Source organism: Butyrivibrio sp. AC2005 (assembly GCF_000424145.1).
In the GTDB taxonomy this organism is placed as follows: Bacteria; Bacillota; Clostridia; order Lachnospirales; family Lachnospiraceae; genus Butyrivibrio.
In genome coordinates this window covers 20,106-41,781 of record NZ_AUJI01000029.1, presented here as the reverse complement: position 1 = coordinate 41,781, position 21,676 = coordinate 20,106, and the positions used below count along the sequence as shown (strand labels likewise).

Here is a 21,676-nt window from a genome sequence, read left to right as displayed (position 1 = left end):
TTTTCCCTTAAAATATCGCTTTTTACCTTAAAAGAAATTATATCATTTTTATGTCGTTTTTGTCATGATAAATCTCAGACAAATGGAAGAGCCATCTGCTCATATTGCTGCTTTTGAGGTATCGGAACAACCTTTGTTTCCGGCTTTGAAGAGGACTCTGATACCCCGATCAGTTCAGCAAGCATAGAGTGTCGGTCTTCTATCATGTTGTTGTCGATGGACTCATAAAAAGCCTCGTAGGTTCCGATAAGAGTTACCTGATGTTTTCCCCTTGTGATGCCTGTGTAGAGGATGTTTCTCTTTTTCATAAGACCGTGCTTTGGTGTAAGACACAGGATAACGGAATCAAATTCGGAACCCTGGCTCTTATGGACGGTTGTTGCATAGGCAAGCGTTAGTTGCTCTTTTGCATCAGTGTAGGAATATTCCACGCTTACAGGATTTTCACCGGAAAAGAGTACCTTTACTTCTTCATGTGTTATCTCAAGGACATATCCCACATCACCATTTGCAACATCTTCTATATTCTTAAGCTGCATGACGGGATCTCCGGCTCTAAGTACCATGTCGTTTGGAATCTTAAGCTCTGTGTCACCTTTTGAAGGATTCAGCTCATTCTGCAGGATGGTATTTACCCTGTATACCCCGCAGGCACCTTTCTTGAAAGGACAGAGAACCTTTACGTTTTCATTTCCGTAGAGATATATCTGCTTGAGTGCTGACTCTATTAGGTTTTCCTCCGCATTTTCCAGGGTTTCTGTTTCAATGATATGGAAATCATCACCTGTACTTAGCATATGAATACCATTCTTTATATTCTGAGCATTTTCGCAGATATTTAGCGCGTCTGCTGACTGCCTGTGAATGGTATCTAGCTGGACACATGGGATAGCCCCGCACTGGATAAGGTCACGGAGTATTGAACCGCATCTTACTGAAGGAAGCTGGTCGGTATCTCCTACGAGCCCCAGAGTGGAATCCTTGATGTTCCTAAGGAGTCCGTTCATTGTCCAGAGGTCTATCATGGAAGCCTCATCCACGATCACATTAACATCCTTGAGGCATTCTTCATGGAATCTCTTTTCGTCTGCAAATCTCTCATCATCAACGATACCGAGTCCAAGTGCAGAATGAATGGTCTTTGCAGGAAATCCTGTGCTTTCTGTTATTCTTCTTGCAGCTCTTCCTGTCGGGGAAAGAAATACATTATTGTCATTTCCTCCGTTGAGTTCCTCGTTTATCTGTGCGATAATCTTAAGAATTGTGGTCTTTCCCGTGCCGGGGCCTCCGGTGATTACGAATACAGGCTCAGTAACGCCTACTCTTACAGCTTCTCTCTGCGTTTCATCAAGTTTTATATCCCCTGCATATTTATCTATTAGTGCATCGATATTTGGAACATGTCTTTTTTCATGTGACAGCAAAGCTTTGATCCTTGATGCAATGTCACGCTCTGTCTTGTATGTGAGGGGATAGTAAAAATACTCTCTTTTTCCCGAAGGAGTAACTCTTTTGTTATATCTGACAGTGCCGTCCTTTATCATCTTAAGGACATAGTCCAGGATGTTTTTTCTTGTGATCTTTGATGTATTGAGGACTCTGAGGAGCTTTATCGCATAATCCTTTTTAGGCATACATACATTGCCATACATCATGTCCTCAGTAAGGACATAGTTGGATGCAGCCTTTACTCTCTCATAGGAATCATCCGCAAAGTTATTATCCTTTGCTATCATGTCTGCCATGAGAAATGTAATTCCTCTTATATTGCATAACTCATAAGGATCTTCTTCAATTATCTTAAGTGCATCTGCTTTGTAGGCTTCATATATCCTGTTGATGGCATTTATGCTGATACCGTATTTTATGAGTTTTGCAGCTATCTCCCTGCTTGCCCTCTTCTCGATGTAGGACTTCTTTATCTTTTCCAGGGTCTTCTTTCCAATGCCGGGGATTGTTATGAGCCTGTCTATGTCGCTATCGAGAACGGAAATGGTGTTCTCTCCGAATGCATCATATATACTCTGCGCTATTTTTTTTGAAATGCCCCTGAACATGCCGCATGAAAGATAGGCTACGATATCTTCTTCTGTCCTGTTCACAAACTCTTCCCATGAAATTACACGGTAGCTTTTGCCATACTTTGCAGTTGAGAACTCTTCTGTGACAAATTCATATGAAATGTTCTTGATTATAGGGAGATTGTTCCCTACGCAGGTTACTTTCTTGCCGGTATCTATGTCGCGGTACTGGCATACACTGTAGCCGCTTGCTTCATCAAAATAGACTCTGTACTTGAACTTTACATGCATGATGGATAGTACTCCTCAAATGTTCGTATATATGCACTTCTCTCAGTTTTCTTTAGTGACTTGGCTATTTCTTTTACTTTTTCATAAAGGTTCGGATACTGGATGATAAGGTCTATGAATTTGTTCTTTCCGGACTGTTCAAGTCCAAGAACATTACCGCTTCCGCGGTTCTTAAGGTCAGCCTTTGCAATCTCAAAACCATCTGTCTCGCCTTCAAGGATATGAAGGTTTTCGGATGATATGTCAGCTGATGATTTCTGCAAAACGCAGTAACTCTGCTTGTCGCCTCTTCCTACACGGCCCCTTAGCTGATGGAGTGTTGCAAGTCCGAATCTTTCAGCTGATGAAATGACTATCACTGTGGCATTCGGTACGTTTATTCCTACCTCTATAACGGTCGTTGCTATAAGTATCTGTATCTGATTTTCTGAAAAAGCCTTTTTTATCTGTCCCTGTTCTTCTTTTTCTGTCTTTCCGGTTATGACTCCTACCTTGTATCCAAGGGGTTCAAAATATCTCTGATATTTAGCGGATATCTCTTCTACCGATGATATGCCTGCCATCCTAGATTCATCTTCTGCCTCATCAATGAGAGGACATACGACATATGCCTGGTGACCTTTTTTAAGTTCTTTTTCCATGAAGGTAAATACCGGCTTATCTGATACGCAGATAGCTGTCTGCACAGGCTTTCTGCCGTTTGGCATCTGCTTTATTGTAAAGACTTCTATGTTGTCTCCATAAAGGGAACACGCTATTGTCCTTGGAATGGGTGTTGCGGACATCGTTATCGTGTGTACACCGGCATCCGATTTTTCCCTTACTGATTCCCTCTGTACAACTCCAAACTTGTGCTCTTCATCTGTTATGACAAGGCCAAGGGAAGGATATTCAACATCTTTTCCAAAGCAGCTGTGTGTCCCGACTATGAGAAGGTGTTTGTTCTCTTTTATTTCCTTTACAAGCTTTTTCTTCTCTGAGGTTGTTATATCCGAGCTTAGAAATGCCACGCTAAATCCAAGCTTTTCTGAATAACCTGACAGTTCCTCATAGTGCTGTCTTGCAAGTATGACTGTGGGAACAACAAGTACGCTCTGATATCCGTTTTCTGCCATAAGTAGCATCAGGCACATGGCAACGATTGTTTTACCGCAGGACACATCACCCTGTACAAGGGCTGATGTCTGTCCCTTTCTCATGCTGTTTTTGATGCTTTCTATGACATTCTTCTGATCATCTGTAAGGTCATAGGGAAGCGATTTTATAAAGCTACTTAGCACATCTTCTTTTGCGGGGATTATGTCGGACGTGGTGTTTCTTACATTATTCATCTCAACCTTTGATGCAAAATAAAGGAGCTGGTCGAATACGATCCGCCTCTGGGCCAGGATAACATCATCTTCCCATGCGGGGAAATGAAGACCCCTTACAGTGTCCTCATAATCAAGGAGTTTGTATTTTTTAGCGAGCCCTTCAGGAAGATAATCATGATCTATCTTTTCATATGCAGTCTTTATGGCATCCTTATAAAAGCTTTCAGATATCCCCTTATACTTCCTGTAGATTGGGTATATCATCAGGTCTTCATCACTTGTTGAAAATAGCTGCGGATTTGATATGGATAACAGCTCAAAACCGTTAAGATTCGTGTACTGAACGACACCGCCCACATATACTGTATGGCCTATTGTCCGCTCATACATGTCAAAGTCGTAATATGAGCCAAATATGTTCACATAGAGCTTGAAGTGTGTTTCTGGGTTTTCCATCTTTATCTTTATTACAGATATGTTCTTTCCCTTTACCTTATCAAGGACGGCGCTTATGACTTTTCCATTAAAGCAGATCGGCTGTTTAAGTGCTGCCGCCTGCTTTACAAAGTTATTAAGCTCGATATCGTGATCCCTGTTAAAATACAGATATTTCCTGGGTTCTTTATATAAAAGCTCCGGCACGGTTGTAATGCCGTCGCCTGCTAGTTTTTCAAGTTTCTTTCCTTTATAACCAAGATCCTTTAGTTCCATAAAGATTCCTCTATAAAATGATAAAAACATGTGTTTGCTGTCAATATAATAATATCACAAACATGTGTTTATTGTCAATTTAAAACGCTCGAAAATCCGATAAAACCGCCATTTTGAGCAATATAATACCCCCGGTTTCCCAGGGGCATGATTGCTTTTAACCAAGCATTTTCTTTAAGATGTCATTTTTACTTATATATGAATTCTTCTGAGTCTTGGTATTTGTTTTTACTTCCCTTTTTATCACCATGAATTTAAAGTAACGTTCATTTTCAGGGATCTTACTGTCATACGCTGCGTTTGATATTATCTTATAAGCTTCGCAGTGTCTTCCGTCCTTATTCTGATAATAGGAAAGCTCTGTGTGGCAGGAGATGTAATCTCCCACTTTAAGCCCTGACTTTTCTATGGCTTCGCAGGCACCGGCATCAGACCAGGCATAGAGATAATATTTTTTTCTGAGCTTTGGAGCTTCTATCTCTATGGTCATCCTTCTCCCGGCTTTGTATTCAACAGTGTTGATATTGAGTACCTTGCATCCGTAGAAAGTCATGGTATTCCAGAGCTCGAACTCCTTACTGCCAGATGGGAGTTCATAGTCAACATATTTGATTTTCATTATCTTCTCCTTTTTACAGTATCTTTCATCGTACTGTTACTTCCAGTCCGTCCGTTACATGTTCCACGGACTCAACTGCTTCAATCTTTGCAAACAGCCACTTTGCGATCTCGTCAGCATCCATTCCCTCCATAACGTTGTTCGGGATAAGATGAACACCGGGTTTTAATACTTCGAGGAGCATCCTGTCATTGTTCATGACCCAGTCAGCCATAGGATTTTCCCTGGGTTTATTGCTGTCATTGGCATGACGGGCAGCTACTCTCTTTGCAGCTTCCCTTTCGATATGCTCCCTGTTCATCCTCTGTGATGGAGTCTCACTCTTTACTGTAGAAAGATCATCAAGCACCATTACTCTGTTCTTTTCTTCCAGCGAATCATAATATAATCCGGAAGCGTCATAGGCATTATCAGGTACACGTTTATCCATCTGCTTATTTGCAAAGGCTATTCCGCTACATTCTATTGCCGAGCGGGCAATTGCTGTTAAAGCAAGTATCGCATCAAACATTTTTACCTCCTGGGCTACTACAGCAGCTCCTTTTTTATTATTGTCGCAAAGGCTTTCGGAAGCTGTGTCATATCGCTGTAATCAAGGAACTTTGCAGCGTCTTTGGGGGCTATCCCATCGACATAGAGACTTTTAATGTCACCTGCACAGTCATCAATACCAGCAGTTATAACTGATATCCCCTTTTTCCTATAGCGCTTTACAACCTCCTGGCAGTCGCGTTTGCCAAGTGTTTCACCATATCCCTCTGCAGCAGGAAGTCCGTCTGAGATGATAAGGAGCATCCTGGATGTGGCACTACTCTTATTGAGTGCTTCAGCGCAGAAGTTTACTGCCCATCCGTCCCTGTTATCATATTCAGGACGAAGCATGAATATCCGCTTGTCATCATCCTTATCGAGGTTATCGGGATGTGCAACACATGTCATCACAACATGCCTTTCAGGGCATGCATCAGTCGTATGCCCATATACTGAGCACGGGATTCCCATAAACTGACAAAACTTCCATGTGATATAAGCACATTTCCTGCTCTGATCCATGCGGCTTCTGCAGCACATTGAGCCGGAGCAGTCTACAAGGACACATACTTCCATGTCAGGAACATCCTCAGGGAGTATCTTATTTGCAAATATCCTCTTATCCTTTCGGTAAGCATGGGATGAGTCAAGCTGTTTCCCAGTATAAAGTCCATTTAAGCGGTCACCTTTTTGGCGCTCCTTTATGACTTTATCAAGGTTTTTCTTGACCCTTCTTGCAATCCTGTCCAGTTCTTCATGCTGGCTGGTGAACATGGCAATTGCTTCATCATCCGGTTCCGCATACTTTTGGATTGAGGGGTATTTGTCAGTCCTTCCTTTTCTGGTGTCATCAGCATTTTTCGTCATTGCCTTTACTATCTGTTTTTTGGTTACTATAGCGAGCTCTTCTTCTGCGGCAAGATCCTCTAAGTAAGACAGATCCCATTCTTCAGGACCATCTTCATTAGAAGGATCAAAATCCATCCCTTCATCTGGAGCATTGCCTTCAGCCTCTGTGATTTCGTCCTCATCTGAAACGGGGTTTTCAGGTGTATCCGAATGCTCTGTCTTATCTGACATCTCATCGCATAGATCACCTAGACCTGCAAGTGTTTCTTCAAGCGCTTTTTCCATCTCTTCTTTGGACATTGTTCTTTCTGATTCTTCTGCTTCTTCAGAGCTGCCTTCCTCTTCTGAGTCACCATCATCTTCAGAGACCGAAGGACTTGAAGGCTCATCTCTTTCCTCTTCATCAGTGTCTGATTCTGCATCTTCTTCATCAGAGTCAGGTTCTGTGTCTTCCTCAGATGTATCCTTCTCATCTTCTTCTGATGGATCTGAGGTTTCTTCTTCAGGTTCAGGCTGTTCTTTCTCTTTTTCCTTTTTTATCTCATCTGAGATGAAGTCAATTAGCATATCAAAAATGATATTTACTTCTCTCTTCCTTAATGTGGCATTGTTTGTATTAACTGCCGCATCTACATGAGGTGTCATCCCATAAAAGAGCTCCGTAAGGTCATCAGACATATCTCCGGCATTATCAACTCCGAACTTTGCATATATAAGGACCAGGCTCATAATGGTTCCAATCCTGTCAATGTCCTTACCTGCTTCTTCAGCCTCCTTAAGCTGCTCTTCATATGTCTTTATCCCTTCCTGGGCAAGATGGAGCTTTCTTACTTTCATAAGGCACTCACCGTAGCCCGGGACATAGCGAATGACACGTTTCTCTATATGGCCATCTTCAACACAGTTATCGAGTGCCTGGTAAATACCAAGGAAGCGATTTCCCATGTTGTCATCAAAGCACTCTGACAGTGTCTCAGAGTAGTCGATGATTGGAAAAAGCCTGTTGTTTGTAAGTGCATCAAAGCATTTCTCCATAAGCTTAAAGTCTGTATAGAGGATATGACCGCATTCATGCAGGATGATCCCCACAATGATGTAATACTTATCAAGCCTTGAAGCCTGTTTCTTTATCCAGCCATTATTAAGGTTTATGGTTATTGTGTCGCCATTGGTATAGGCAACAGAACTGCCTTCGTTAATGATCTTGATTGCTATGCGACGATGAAAAGTCTTACAGACACCCTCGATAATGCTTTCAAAGTGCTGTTTCATCACCTTTGATGTAAAGAATTCCTCATCCGTCATCTTGTCTTTTACTTCGTTAAGAAGCCTTCTTAAAACTTTTGCCATTTTGTTTTTCCTCCTTTTTACCTTTGATTTAGGGTTGCTGTATATAAAAAGAGCCAGGGCTTTTAAATGAACCGTGACTCTGCTAAGAAAATAAAAAAGCCCTGGAAATAATCCAAGGCTCTACAAACAATAATTAAATTTTAAAAACTACAATAACAGTAATAATATAGCATTATTCCAAGGGATTGTAAAATGATTACCTTGAAAACAGCCACTCTTTCACCTGGTCATCTCTTCCTGCCAATACCCAGCTACAGTGAGGATTTATTCCATACTTTTCTTTATGCTCACCTGCTTCATATTCTGTATAATGGAGATCCGGGTGTTTGTCTTTAAGCTCTGCGTAAATGTCCCGTGAGCCAAGATGAGTACTTACTACGCTATTTTCTCTGTATGAAGTTTTTACAATATTGTCATCCGCTGCATGGATAAGCCATATGGGTGTTTTCAGAAGATTGTTTAAGTCTCTAAATCCCGTAGCCCCGCATATGGAAACAGCACCGGCAAACATTTCAGAATGGTATTTTAATATTTCGAGACATCCAACGCCTCCTGCGCTGTAGCCATAAATGTAGATCCTTTCAGGGTCTATGTTGGCATACTGATCCATGAATCTCTTCACCAGGACGCATACACGATTTCCATCAAGAAGTCCTGACCAGTGCCTGCCCTTTTTGCACTGGGGAGCCAGTAGATAACAGGGATGCTCTTTCTGCCAGGATTCTGTGGCAAATACCGTCCCTATATCATGCATGGAAAGCTGAAGCTCATTGTCATCTCCATAAGCATCAGCCCCATGAAGGAATACTACAAGCGGCACTTTTTCCATGGATTCAGGCACAAAGAATCGGTATGGCAGTGTGCCAGAATAGTCAAACACACCATACTGGAACCTTTCACATAATATGCTGTTTTCAGGAGATGGTTTATCCCAGTCAGCCGGTAAACTCATGAATTCACTCGCCTTTCTTAATAACTATACTTGATATTATAAACCCGGATGAGCGAAGAACGCCCATGAAAAAAACATAAAAAAATAGGAGAAAGCCTTAAGCCTTCCCCTATAATCCTATTTCTTCCGCCTCATACCGTTAACCGTTGAAAGGTTGAAGTGCTTGTTGAAGACGCCTGTAATAACATCCTCAATATCGTCCTCGTTCTGTGCAACCTTTTCGAGAACTGTTTCAAGGGCTGCAGCTATTACTGCTTTTTCAGATATCTTATCTTCGCCCCTGTCTTCTGATTCCAGGATAGCATCCTGCGCCCAGTCGATGAGTTCTCTCGGACCACATACGCCTCCGGTGATGTCCTTTTCACGACAGTACTGATGGATCTCGACGACACATTTTGCCATTTTTTTGAGAAGAGCTGCGTTGTCAAACCCGGTCTGTGCCTTTGTGCGCGAAAAAAGTTCATCCTCTGAAGGCTCCGGTATCTGCTTGATAAGATTGATCCTGGAATAAACAGCTTCCTGAAGGTCGTTACAGCCCTCATACTCCCTGTTTACAGTGAATGCAATCACGCAGTCCGGATGTCTTGTGATCACTTCCCCGGTCGGAAGTTTTATAAAGTTGTCCTTTCCGCCACCAGCAAGAAGCGGGTTTAACGCTTCCAGGACAGATGCTCTCTTTATGATGTTTGCCTCCTGTATCTCGCAGAAGCCTCCGTGCTTGATCGCCTGGATAAGTTCTGACTTCACATACACGAAGTCATTCTCATCACCTGCATTCTTTTCAAGAAGCCTCTTCGTGATCTCCTGATAGCAGTCAGCCTCGGAATCAAGTTTCCCCGGTTCCTTACCAAAAAGCTTCATAAATGATGTCTTAAAATCATTTTCTACATCACTAAATGTAGGAATATCAAGCTGCTTGCAGGCTTCGTCTGTATCTCCTGTCTTTCCCTTTCCTGTATTCGGAATCAGCTGCCCTAAAATATCAAACTTATCATCATCAGGGCTGCATGTCTGGGTATAGTAAGGGAGCCCCAGCATCTCAGCTATAGCCTGTGAGCCTTCTGTCTTTCCGGTTCCTGACGGGCCATATAAAAGTATGTTTCTGATGGACTTTCTGAAACGGTTTGATGCAGCAATCCTTTTGGCAGTCTTCATGCTCCATTCAGGTACAACATACCAGTCTCCCATCTGTGGGACTCTTGCTTCTTCCTCTGCCGAAAGAACGCGCCCCTCATCAAGAGGATACATATCCCTTAATGAAGCTGCCGGGATACCGGAAATCTCCTCCTCATCGTAATCCTCAGAAGGAAGCGGTGCTGTTCTGTTAAACACCTTGGGTTCTCCGCAGAAGATCCTGCCGACCTTAACTGCATCAATATCAGCCTGCGACAGCTTTTTTGGCTCCTGCTCATATCTTACAGGAGAAGTCGACTTTTCGTCCTTGAGCCTGTAGTACATATTGTTGGAAAGACCACACATGCTCTTCGAATAATTCTCATCAGAGACATCATAGTTCTTCAGAATGTCTATAAAGCTCATGGCTTCCGAGTCCTTTGCAATCTCAGGAAACATCGCCATCGCAAACATGGTTCCTTTATGACCCTCCGCATACTGGCCAAGGAGTCCTGTTTCAGATATGATTCCTGCCTTAAACTGAAATTTGCCATCTTTGATCTGTCCGATGCAGATCTGGATCTCGTCTTTATCAGGCTTTTTGTACTCTGCAACATATTCGTTCTTTGATGTTTTTCCAACGAACAAATGCATTGTATCTATGCTGCCAATATAGTTTGCGATAGCCTCTGCCAGATAGGTATCAGTATTATATTCCTTCATTCTTGAAGCTGCTGTTGTGCAGTATGTGGTGCTTACTTCTGATATCGGATACCTCTTTGTAAGAGCTTCAAGCTCCGGTACAAACTCTCCATTGAAATTAAAAGAAATAAGTTTTTTTGCCATTTGTTTTTCTCCTTTTTTCTTATACTTTTGATTTAAGTTAAGTGCTGTATGTGATCAGGCCATGCCTGTTACATAAATAAATGTATATAAAAAGAGCCAGGGCTCTGATTTTTAAGAGCGCTGACTCTTTGCAAAAACAAAAGCCCTGGTAAAAACCAAGGCTCTACAAACAATAATTATTTAAAAATGACTACAAATAACAGTAATAATATAGCATGATTTATAGATGATGTAAATTGACTTAAAAACCTCAGCAATAATTTAATGTAAAATTCCCATACATCATAATTTCACCAGAAACAATCTTCTAAAATATTCATTATGAAGGCTTAAATAAGCTCCCTCCGCTGCTGAGCTAATGCTTTGCTCTTTAAACAATTCATCAACCTATTCAATAATTGTATCCCCTGCCTGATCCGAATATAATACATTGGGATCAGCATAAGCGGTATGCAAGATAAATCCGTTATCAATTTTTTCAACGTTCTTATTATACTCTTCAACATCTATTGCCTTTGGAATGCCATCTGTTATTTCATATGAAATAAATCATTCATGTCGTCTGTTTCATCAACGATTGTATCTATAAAATCCGTGCCAACGAAGCTGTGCACTTTATAATATTCAACATAATCACCATCAAGCGGAAAAGAATGCTCAAGTGTTGCTGATTTTCCATTTAATGTAAGCGTAAGGCTCTTTTGACAATCCTTCCTCACTATTATAAGTGCAACTCATTTTTATCTCTTCACTTTCCTCCTCATCTTCTCCACACAAAAATGTACGATAAAAGCTGATATGGCCCTGATTAGAGTCATAATGATATTTTTCTTTTATCAGACCTGCATATTCCTTGTAAGCGATAAGTATATCGGACGATCCATAAGCTTAGGTAGTATTATCATAAGCATTAAATACTATATGTAAACCATCCCCAGAGAGGTACCAGATATATGGAAATTCAGCATTTTCATAATCATCCTCATATGAGTCCGCTTTAGATTCAAACTTATAATGAGAAAGGGCTTCTTCCATTTCCGTCTTAGCTATGCTGTTCAACGCCTCATACATAGCCGGATAAGTTTGCGCATATTCCTCCGGCATCATAACGGTCACAAATTTTCCTTCAAACAACACCCTATTAGAGAAATCCATGTCTGAATCAGCATATTTCTTACTTCCGTCACACTCCTTACGAAATGACTTAGTCGCAATTTGATATATTATAATATCAGCGAAATATTTTTCATCTACATGAGTCTCTTGAGAAGTAGCAGTAACATCCGTATCATTTTCTTGTGCTATTTCTTCTGAACCAGACTCGCGCACAGAATCATGTGATATATCCTGCTCTTCAACCGGTTTACTTGTTTCCCAAGAACCCTATACGTTACTGCTAATGCCACACCCACTCAGTACAAAAACTAACAAAACGCTAGTACTACCTTCAAGCTGTTTAACATATTTTTCATTTATGTTCCCATGATCAAATTAATAATTCATTTTAAAAGAATTTATAAACTGATCTCTAATCTCCTCACATGATGGAGAATTCATTGGATAATTAATGAAAATATTTGAACAATAGCTATCATTTACCAGTTCCAATTCATAAGAATAGTTACCATAACCATCTTCTCTGACTAGATAGAAGCCATTATCAGATGTGCCAATATCAATATGCGGATACTGTAAATAATAATCATAATCGGTTTTAATAAACTCTTCTTTTGTTTCATCTTTTCCATGAAGATAGAACCAAACCATCTCATCTACTTGAATACTCATATTCAAATCTTTGTTTGAAAAAGAATAAGTGTAGCCACCTGCTGCATTTCTTTCATACTCTCCGGTATTTGTTGCAATTTGAACAAAACCTTCCGGAATATAAAATTTACTTCCATGAACTGTGGTAAAAGAAGTCCCACTTAATACATTACCGTTATCTGCTTTTTCTGAAGGTGGTGCCTGTCCTATTAATAAAGCTTCCCCCTTCATACAATTTGTTACATGTAAAACCATTAAATATTCATCAAGTGTCTTACTAGCTGTTCCATCATAGAGCGCCCATAGCTCCTCATAATTTAGATCAGTCTCTGTACTAATATATAGCAAATCTACACAATTTGGCTCATTCCATGGAACCAAAAAAATACTAGACTCACCGTTACTTCTATTGTAATCTTCCCAAAAGGTGGCAGTTGTTTCTAAATCGGCCTTAGCAGCTTGATCTGAAGCAGCATCATCCTCATTAAATCCATCCGAACCTGAAAAACTATAATATGCGTTATCGACCATGGTATTGCCATTATAAATATAAGACTTAAAATGGACATCCCATCCATCTGCTTCCATAGAACTTCCATAATATGCTGAAGTACACAATTCATCCCCACTTGGACAATGCTTTATAAAGACTCGTGACTCAATGCTAGACGAGTGATAATTACAATCTAATTTTTCTCCGTTAATTTGATCCAAAATATCTGAACCTATCTGTTCAATAGAATTATTTTTGCATTTATAAGCTTCAAAGAATACTGTCCAGATAGCATCTTCCCATCCTTTTTTTTCAGTCGATATATCGCATTTTCGTATTACTACAATAAACTCATTATCATCTCCATCTCCATCTAAATCAGCAAAAGTATATCCAAGGATGCCCTCTTGTCCTTCAAATTTATCGATATCGTAATTCCATGTATCACCCCCACCTCCAAAGAGGTTCTGTCTATAGACATATTTGGCATACATGGTGGCATCTTCTATCTCACCATAATTGGGGACAATAAATTCTTCATAATAGGACAGTAACTGATCTTTTTCACTGATCTTTTCTTCTGGTATTTTAGAAGCTCCTTCATGGACACTTTTCTCGACAGCCGTATCGGTATCCTGAGCATTCATTTCTGCATATTCCGGATTTTTTTCCTGTTCTTGTGCTGATTCTTCAACTGATTTCGCCTGAGAAATATCTGCTTTTTTAGGTTTAATATCTCTTTTTGTCTGAACATATACTTCTGCACCAATTATACCTATTAATGCTATCGCAAAAGTTGCTACTATGAGCTTAGTTTTTCTTTTCATCTTTCCCCTCATTTTTTTAACATTTTCAAATCATTAAAGCTTATCACCGCAATTTACGCAGTACTCATCCCCATAGAAATTAACCGCCCCACATCTAGAACAGTGGATTATCTTAGTCCCACAACGTATGCAAAATCTCAAATTTTCCGTGTTGTGTAAAAGCGTGCCACATTTATTGCAATAGAACTCGTCATTATTTGACTTTTCTGTTGGTTTTGGGTTGCCCTTTGGTCTGTTTATATAATTAGTAATGATTTCCTTTGGAATTAATGTCCCACAGGACGTACAGAATTGATCTCCTTCAACGAGATACTTATGGCATGTCGGACATTTTCCCATTATTTTATCCTTGGGAATTTTGGGATCACCCTTGCCTGATCCGGTTCCTATACCCTTTATGCTCGTTGGATTTTCATCCAAATGCACCTTTTTAACCAAAACCAAAATTGAAAACAGTATAATTACTGAAATCGATATAATATTTATTACATACCATTCCGTCATTTTGAAGTCGAAATAATACTTTTTAGCAGCATTTTCTATAATGTACTTAAAAGCTATCCATCCTATCAAATCGACAGAGGAACAAAGCAAAAAGACGGTAGCAATATTATCTTCTGTCATGGTTTTAGACATGGAACAAGCTAAAATAGCAATTGGAAGAAGAAGACACACAAGTGCTATAGGGTGCGGATCCAAAACATTACCACCAAAATCAGTTGTGATTCCTTCTACTAAAGTCATCAAAGAAACACCTGTTTCTTTACCTGCACAAGATACCATACAAGTTGGACAAAAGACTAATACAATACAAACTGTCGCCAATAATCTGACTATATTATTCACAGTAACTAATGAGCTGTTTGAATTTTCCTGCATATTTATTATCTCCTTTATATTTTAAATCTCAATTTCACTTGATGATAAAAAACCATCTATATCTATTGTGCACACTGAATTATCATATAGCTTACCTAGGTCGTTATTTACCTTTTCAATTCCCATGTGTTTCAGCAAAAGCATTGCCGCTATTATAACAAGTGCCATTATTATTATTATTCCTATACTTTCACTTTTCCCCTCTTTTTCAGTTCTATTATTATTACTATCTTTGTGGTTGTTGCTATTTTTCCAATAATCCGGTACTTTCTCGCCACATTTCGAACAAAAATCTGCATTATCAGGTATTTTTGCGCCACATTTTCTGCAAAACATAGTTTTCCTCCATCCTACATACAATGATAAGTTCATAATTTTTTTTCAATAATGATTTCTATTTACCCTCGTAACATAAATTAAATCGTTTTGCATGAAGATCAATAACAATCAACGTTTCGATTGATATAAACACACTCTTTTCTTTGCCTTCCCACATAGGTGGTGTCTTTATCTCATTAAACAGCAAATGTTTGGCTCCGTCCCACCCACATAAAAAAGCATTATTATTCACCCCACATTCAATCGTATAGTACCCGAGATTAGTGTAGTCGTCTGAAAATATGATATAAATCCTATAGCATAATGGCGTATATTTCGGGTTTGGACACTCTATGCATATTGTATTGATATCTAAATCTTTTCTCATAAAAACAATATGATAATCTTCTGGACTATAAGAATTGTCACATCCATTAAATTTAGTTGCTATGCGAAATATAGTAAGTAATCCATCTTTTTTTAATATTGTTTCTACAGTTTTATCGGGTAAGTTGAAGAACTGATCTCTCAATACTTGATGTTCAAATAAATATCTGACTCTCGCTGATTCAGAAGTATAATATGGTGGATTAGAAATAATTGAATCAGATTCTGGTCCTTTATAACCTGATTTCATAAATAGTTTTTTGCCCAATACACGCATTAATCTCATATATGCAGCCTCCTTATTTATGACAAATCATATTTGTTATGTGAAGCGAATCCTCTGCCAACTTTTTATTAACAATCGGCAGAGAATTCTCTCTACACAGCCTGGTCTTTATGAATTAAAGCATTTAACTCTTCAATATGATTCCATCTATATACTAATAAATTACTAGCAGTCTCAATAAGAAACTATAATTGGATTTTAATCCTGCTTTTCTGCAGTAACTTCTTGAGTCTTTTTCTCTGCTTCATCAGTGTCATAATAGGCATCAAATCTTCGCCATACATTACGAAATTAAACTCCGCTATTATCTAAAACTCAATATTTCAAACAGATAAATATTTCGCATTTTTTGGTGCTCCAGCCTTCTTAATTAGTTTCTTATACTTTTTCATTTTCCATGAAGGGATTCTGAATTTTGCTTTTTTGGCAACTCCTGAAAAAGCTCTTTTGCCAATCTTTGAAATATAAGTGGATTTTATCTCTATCGTCTTTAGTTTCTTGCATTTATTAAAGGTTTTCCTTCCTATCTGTGTAACACCATCCCCAATTATTACTTTTTTCAGACACTTGCAATTTTTAAAAGCTTCGTCATTAATTTCCGTAATGTTATTTCCAATTTTTGCTGATACAATATAACTGTTATCTCTAAATGCAGCTTTGCCTATAGAAGTTACGATATATGTTTTCTTTTCAACTTCAATTGTATCCGGAATAACCAAGTTATTTGTAGTAAGACCTTCATCCGAAATAACTTCCACCTCATCATTCTCCTTTATTAAATATATTAATCCTTCAACTTCCGTCGTATCTCCTATAGTGAGTGATGGTTTATCTTCTTTATAATCTTCATCTTCTTTTATCACTTCCTTATTCTCACTGTTTTCTTGAAGTGTAGATAATTCGTCACTTTCAACGTCGCTATCTTCAATATTTACCTTAACATCGATGCTCTCACTGCACTCACCATTATTTATTTTTACTGTTATTGTGCAGTTTCCTGTAGATAGTCCGATCATCCTTGCTTGTAATGGATTGTTAGGATCTTTTTGCACTACAGCGACATTTGTGTTTGAACTGCTCCACAAAATCGAACTGATTGTAGCATTTGCCGGAGATACTGTTGCTGAAATGATTGCTGTTGCCTGGCTTTCAGGAGTGGAAATTAAGTTCACTTTTTCAGCTCTTATTGTAGGAGTTGGTACGTCTACCTCAACTTCCGAATTTGAACTATTACCATCTGAATCCCATGCATAGATATGCGTTATATATCTTCCGGATTCATTCTTATGATCCGCTGTATTAACATGAAATACATATCTTCCACCCTGATTGATAGCATCATGCCATATGAGATCATCCTGTCCATTGTTGGATGTCCATGTAGGAAATTGAACTTTGCTTACCATTTTGTTATCACTTGCAACACATGATACGTCATACCCTGAAGATGTTATGTTTTCCACCCTGACATCACTTATTTGTGGAGATATAGTATCAGTAGTATAAAAAGTGTAATATCCTGAGCTGTACCATTTACCATTTACTTCAGCCTGAAATATGTAATAGTACTTTGTTCCATCCTTTAGCTCTTTCCATTCTGATTTCAGCGTATACCACATATTAAATGATGTTTTTGTTAATCCACAGTTTTCAGAAAAACTCCACTGATCACCGGTTCCCTCCTCTTCCACAATCACCCAGACTCTTGTAACCATTGAACCACTTGGGTTATTTATAGTACCAATTATTTTCGCATCATCAGTGGTAACATTTTCTGCTCGCATGTTTGAAAATGTTATTTCACCTCCTACAGGAGTTACCGTACCATGATTGTGCGGATGAATACTTGCTCCTGAATTGGAGCTTATTTGTACATATCCTTTAGCTGCAAACTCACAATATGGATCATGTCCAGACCATTCAAAATGAAGATGATACCCTGTTGCTGATCCGGTCATTCCTACGTAACCGATAGTCTGACCCTGCGAAACTGTATTTCCCTTGGCTACTGATCTTGAGCTTAAGTGTCCATAATAAGAATATGTTCCATCATTGTGTTTTATTACTACATAGTTCCCACCTCCGTTAGAAAAGGTGGATGTTATTACTGTTCCTCCAGTAACAGCATACACGCTAGTTCCTGATGATGCTGCTATATCTGCAACTATGTCATTGGGAGCAGTTGATTTTCCCAAAACATATTTGTTGATGTAAGAACTATGTTCACCTCCATCGCTATACTGATTAAGAACTGTGACATAGTACGGATTTCCAGTAACTGGCAATGGAAATCCTGAGACTATACTTGCTGCGGATCCTTTTAACGGCAATAGCAGAATTGCCATAAGCACGGTACATAGGCAATAAATTAGTAATCTCAATATACGTTTCATTATTCTACCTCCTGTTCTCATAGAAAGATTTTTTGTGTTCTATTCTTACTACAAACAGGAAATAAAATATGTTGCTCTATTTTAAAAAAATTCTTTTAATATTTTTGAGTTCCAAAAAATCCACTAAAAAAGGAGCACTCGACTATGAATGCTCCTAAATAAAACGCTTGTTTATTTACTCTTTTTCGTTTAGTTGTACTTCTACCAAATGAATAATCTCTTCTTTTCTAATGCCATTTTGGGATTCCAGCACATACCACAACCCATCATTTTGCCAGCTGACAAGTTTATACACATTCTCTTTTCCATATAGCTTTACATCTGTATTAATCACTTTTTCCGTTTCAAAAGATTCTTCAGCTACTATTTCTTCTCTTCCTTTTGCATAATCATTAGTTGGAGAAATGCTATAAGTAATTACATCATTAGCCGTTGTATATTTAATAATCCCTGCATCATTACTTTTATAATAGTCAATGGACTCTGCATCTTTAGCCAATATGTCAATATCTGTAATTTCAAATCCCAGTTCTCCCGAAAGCTCAGAAACAGAATCAAATATCTGAGCGTCGGTCAGGGCATCGTTTTCTTTTATATCATTTGAAATATCACCAGTATTATCACTGTTCATAATAGTCTTATCTATAGGATTTATTTCAATCGGCATTTCTGATGTTGATTGCTCATATGACGATGTATTATCCATTCCCGGAGCAGTTTCGTTCAAGCCAATGTTCTTAACAAAAGCATATGTACCTGCTATTACAAGCACAAATATAGCTACCATTGAACCATATCTTGAGATAATTTGAATAATCTTATTTCCAGATGTATTTTTTCTGGTATAACTATTATTACTCTTATCAATTACTTCAGAAGTATTATGAACACCTTGTTTTTCAAGCTCAGCGCCTATCTCTTTTTCTATATTTGTCAGAATTCTTCGGCGCATTTCATCTGTAACTTTGATATTTTCCATAACTTCATTATATTTAATCAAAGTCATACGCCTCCTTAAGAATTTTTTTCAACTGTTCTCTTGCTCGTTTTAAGTCCGAACGTACAGTAGACTCATTCCTATTAAGAATCCCAGCTATATCCCTTGTTGAATATCCCTCATGATAGAAAAGATGGACGACCTCTCTAAATGTCTCTGATAACTGTTTAACTGCTTCCCACACGAAAGCCAAGTCATCTTTCTCCTCCGCTACAAGGTTTTCCGATAATTCATCGGTTTTTCTTATGCTAAGATATGCGATTTTATTCTTGCTGAGATTTGCTGCAACCTTATATAGCCATGCTTTTTCATGTGCATCATTTTCAAAAGGAGGTGCTTTTCTAATGTATTGAATAAGTGTATCCTGTAGAATGTCTTCCGCATCACTCATATTATGGAGATAAACATACGCGATACGTAGAATGTTATTACCATATTTATCTAGCAATAATCCCACTCTTGTATTTTTTGCAATTAGATCAGATGCCTTCTCTTTTGTATCATCTAATTTTGACAGAACATCATCTGGCAAATCATTATTGATTGCTTCAAAAATACCTGTCATAGATACTCGTGTTGAAGAAAGAATGTCTACTTGGGAAACCAAATGAAGAAGGATTTCTTCGCAACTAACGATAAGATTAAGCAAAATAAAGCGCAAAAGACTTAATAGTTCATTTCCTACAATTGTGAACATCCCGAAAATAGAAAACTTGTCATTAACACATCGAATATGGTTTTCCACTGCTTTCCCCCACAGAATTATTGTATCTCTGATAATAATTTGTTATATATTTCAGATAACAGTTATTTTCCCTTCATTTCTCCTATAATTCTATACCAAATAAGGGCATAAGTTTATAAACATTCTCTAAAAATCGATATTTTATACCCGTATAACAATATTTTTCACTCTGAAAAACCCTTCTGTTAAGCATATTCGATAACACTCTCAAATGCCTGATAGTACACTCTGGTTCTTAAGTATCCACTAACCATATCCATAATTTCATCCTGCTCATCTTCTGTAGCGGTGCCAGTTGCTTTGACGCGCCAATAGCGCTTTTCATAATCAGCAGCCAACAATCACCCCGCTTTCTTTTTTAAGAATGATATTTAAAAGATTCTACAAAACATTTTATGCCCGAAGCGTAATCTTCATTATCAAAAAAATTGTATAATTGGTCCATCATAGAATCTACTCGCCTTTGAGAAATCATCCACTCCATATCTCCAAATCTGTCAATGCAATAAGTGTCCCAGTGACCGTTGTTATCCATTAATACTGTAAGCATAATACCGTTATTCTTAAAATGATTTGTGTAATAATAGTCTTTTGCAAAATCATTTTCATTAATTGAGGAACTGAAAGAATCTCGATAATCAATATAAATCACAATATCATAATTATCATTATTTCCAATGGAGTTTTTTATGTCGTTTTCTTCTGATGTTCCTAGTAAAGCTATATTATCTATATATGTATTATTGTTAATATGGCTATTTTCCGCATAATCTGTTTTAATTAAATAGCGATATTCTTGAACATCAGAGTTTTCTGAATCAAAGACTAATTGACGTAATATTACATATTCACTTTCCAACCATTCAGGGTGAACAATATAATATCCTTCTTTAGTAGGTTCTGATATATCTTCTACCATAACTTGTTTTCCAATTATAAGAAAAGAATTATCAAATAATCCTTCATTTTCTGAATAATCAACATCATTATATGTACCTAGAACTATCGACTGATTTGGATTATTACATGTAAAATAGTAGTCACCATCCGCTTTTGAATCTGGGGCTGCTCTATGCAAGTCTATATTCTCATCTAAAACCATATCAAATAGCTTAAACATTCTATCTTCGTCGTCATCTTCTGGATCTACATTTTCATTTATTTTATTAAATGGAATACTGTTACCATTGATTTCTGCTATGCTTTCCATCGAATTATATGGAAAACGTACATCACGGACATAAATCTTCTGTTCATTAGAGTCCGATTTCCAATTACTAATTACAAATGGTGCCACATTATGGTTTATACTATCTACAGGATACAATGAATACTGATTTTTGTTATGTAAAGTAGCAAGAATCATTTGGTTATCTGAATTAACATTTATAATTCTATTATATGAATCACTATCCATCAGTAGTGACTCTCTAAATTCATCATTATAAAAATATGAATGTTGGGATGTTTCAATTACATTAAGTGGTATATAAACTGCTGGATTAAGGTTATCAAAACCCGATTCATTCATCATAAAAACTGGATATTTTGAGTCTATGTTGGCCTTTACCTCTTCGATACTTGTGTAATGAAACATATCTGAATAGTCTGTATCAGTTCCATCGTATACTTGGGTAAAAGTGCTTTCTTCATTATCATTTGAAGGAACAATTTGTGATGAATCAGAGTTAGTTAAATAAGTATCTGTATTATAATCAGTGTTCTCTTCAGCATCATTATTAGCCATATTAAAATTATTTAGTTGATTTTGTACATTTTCTTGTGCTTGTTTTGAATTACACCCACCACATATAATGATACTTAGTGTAGCAATAATAGATGTCGTCTTCTTAATATTCATATTTTTTACCTCTCTGTTATGTGTGTTGGTTTCGTGTTCTACTTAATACACAAATGGCAACAGACAAAAGTTGCATGACATGAAAAAAATAAGAAGTCAAATAATTGTCGGTTAGGCACTAACCCAA

General features: G+C 37.9%; 18 protein-coding genes. All 18 read right to left on the bottom strand.

The window, feature by feature from the left end; genetic code table 11:
- Positions 1-74: 74 nt before the first annotated feature.
- Positions 75-2,312: an SF1B family DNA helicase RecD2 gene (gene recD2, locus G602_RS0108465; RefSeq protein WP_026658620.1), complete on the bottom strand. Its 2,238-nt coding sequence runs from the start codon at positions 2,310-2,312 to the stop codon at positions 75-77.
- Entirely contained in the window at positions 2,303-4,336 is a 2,034-nt protein-coding gene (locus G602_RS25830) for an ATP-dependent DNA helicase RecG (RefSeq protein WP_049945138.1), read from the bottom strand. Before G602_RS25830 ends, recD2 begins: the two co-directional genes overlap by 10 nt.
- A 157-nt stretch (positions 4,337-4,493) precedes the next feature.
- Positions 4,494-4,955, bottom strand: a complete 462-nt coding sequence (locus G602_RS0108455) for a hypothetical protein (protein ID WP_026658619.1) — start codon at positions 4,953-4,955, stop codon at positions 4,494-4,496.
- Between the two features lie 25 nt (positions 4,956-4,980).
- The gene (locus G602_RS0108450) at positions 4,981-5,466 is read right to left on the bottom strand and encodes a hypothetical protein (protein ID WP_026658618.1); all 486 of its coding nucleotides are present in this window, start codon (positions 5,464-5,466) and stop codon (positions 4,981-4,983) included.
- A gap of 17 nt (positions 5,467-5,483) precedes the next feature.
- A complete protein-coding gene (locus G602_RS0108445) occupies positions 5,484-7,685 on the bottom strand; it encodes a hypothetical protein (protein ID WP_026658617.1) in 2,202 nt (733 codons plus the stop codon).
- 196 nt (positions 7,686-7,881) lie between these two features.
- Complete coding sequence (locus tag G602_RS0108440; RefSeq protein WP_026658616.1) at positions 7,882-8,637, bottom strand: prolyl oligopeptidase family serine peptidase; 756 nt, start codon at positions 8,635-8,637, stop codon at positions 7,882-7,884.
- 117 nt (positions 8,638-8,754) lie between these two features.
- Entirely contained in the window at positions 8,755-10,596 is a 1,842-nt protein-coding gene (locus G602_RS0108435; RefSeq protein WP_026658615.1) for an AAA family ATPase, read from the bottom strand.
- 530 nt (positions 10,597-11,126) lie between these two features.
- Complete coding sequence (locus G602_RS0108430; protein WP_026658614.1) at positions 11,127-11,315, bottom strand: hypothetical protein; 189 nt, start codon at positions 11,313-11,315, stop codon at positions 11,127-11,129.
- Positions 11,316-11,484: 169 nt separating this feature from the next.
- Complete coding sequence (locus G602_RS0108425) at positions 11,485-11,925, bottom strand: hypothetical protein (RefSeq protein ID WP_026658613.1); 441 nt, start codon at positions 11,923-11,925, stop codon at positions 11,485-11,487.
- 162 nt (positions 11,926-12,087) lie between these two features.
- Positions 12,088-13,683, bottom strand: a complete 1,596-nt coding sequence (locus G602_RS0108420) for a hypothetical protein (RefSeq protein WP_026658611.1) — start codon at positions 13,681-13,683, stop codon at positions 12,088-12,090.
- A 33-nt stretch (positions 13,684-13,716) separates the two neighbouring features.
- Entirely contained in the window at positions 13,717-14,562 is an 846-nt protein-coding gene (locus G602_RS0108415) for a zinc ribbon domain-containing protein (RefSeq protein ID WP_026658610.1), read from the bottom strand.
- Between the two features lie 21 nt (positions 14,563-14,583).
- Positions 14,584-14,898 carry a zinc ribbon domain-containing protein gene (locus G602_RS0108410; RefSeq protein WP_026658609.1) on the bottom strand — a complete coding sequence of 105 codons (315 nt, stop codon included), beginning with the start codon at positions 14,896-14,898 and terminating at the stop codon, positions 14,584-14,586.
- Positions 14,899-14,956: 58 nt separating this feature from the next.
- On the bottom strand, positions 14,957-15,553 hold the full coding sequence (locus G602_RS0108405; protein WP_026658608.1) for a hypothetical protein: 597 nt from the start codon (positions 15,551-15,553) through the stop codon (positions 14,957-14,959).
- 323 nt (positions 15,554-15,876) lie between these two features.
- Complete coding sequence (locus tag G602_RS0108400) at positions 15,877-17,967, bottom strand: peptidoglycan DD-metalloendopeptidase family protein (RefSeq protein WP_081675910.1); 2,091 nt, start codon at positions 17,965-17,967, stop codon at positions 15,877-15,879.
- Between the two features lie 154 nt (positions 17,968-18,121).
- Positions 18,122-18,946, bottom strand: a complete 825-nt coding sequence (locus G602_RS0108395) for a hypothetical protein (protein WP_155829739.1) — start codon at positions 18,944-18,946, stop codon at positions 18,122-18,124.
- Positions 18,939-19,688, bottom strand: a complete 750-nt coding sequence (locus G602_RS0108390; protein WP_242835539.1) for an RNA polymerase sigma factor — start codon at positions 19,686-19,688, stop codon at positions 18,939-18,941. The genes G602_RS0108395 and G602_RS0108390 overlap by 8 nt, the downstream gene beginning before the upstream one ends.
- Positions 19,689-19,873: 185 nt before the next feature.
- On the bottom strand, positions 19,874-20,026 hold the full coding sequence (locus G602_RS30245) for a hypothetical protein (protein ID WP_155829737.1): 153 nt from the start codon (positions 20,024-20,026) through the stop codon (positions 19,874-19,876).
- 20 nt (positions 20,027-20,046) lie between these two features.
- A complete protein-coding gene (locus G602_RS0108380) occupies positions 20,047-21,549 on the bottom strand; it encodes a TPM domain-containing protein (RefSeq protein WP_026658603.1) in 1,503 nt (500 codons plus the stop codon).
- Positions 21,550-21,676 lie beyond the last annotated feature (127 nt).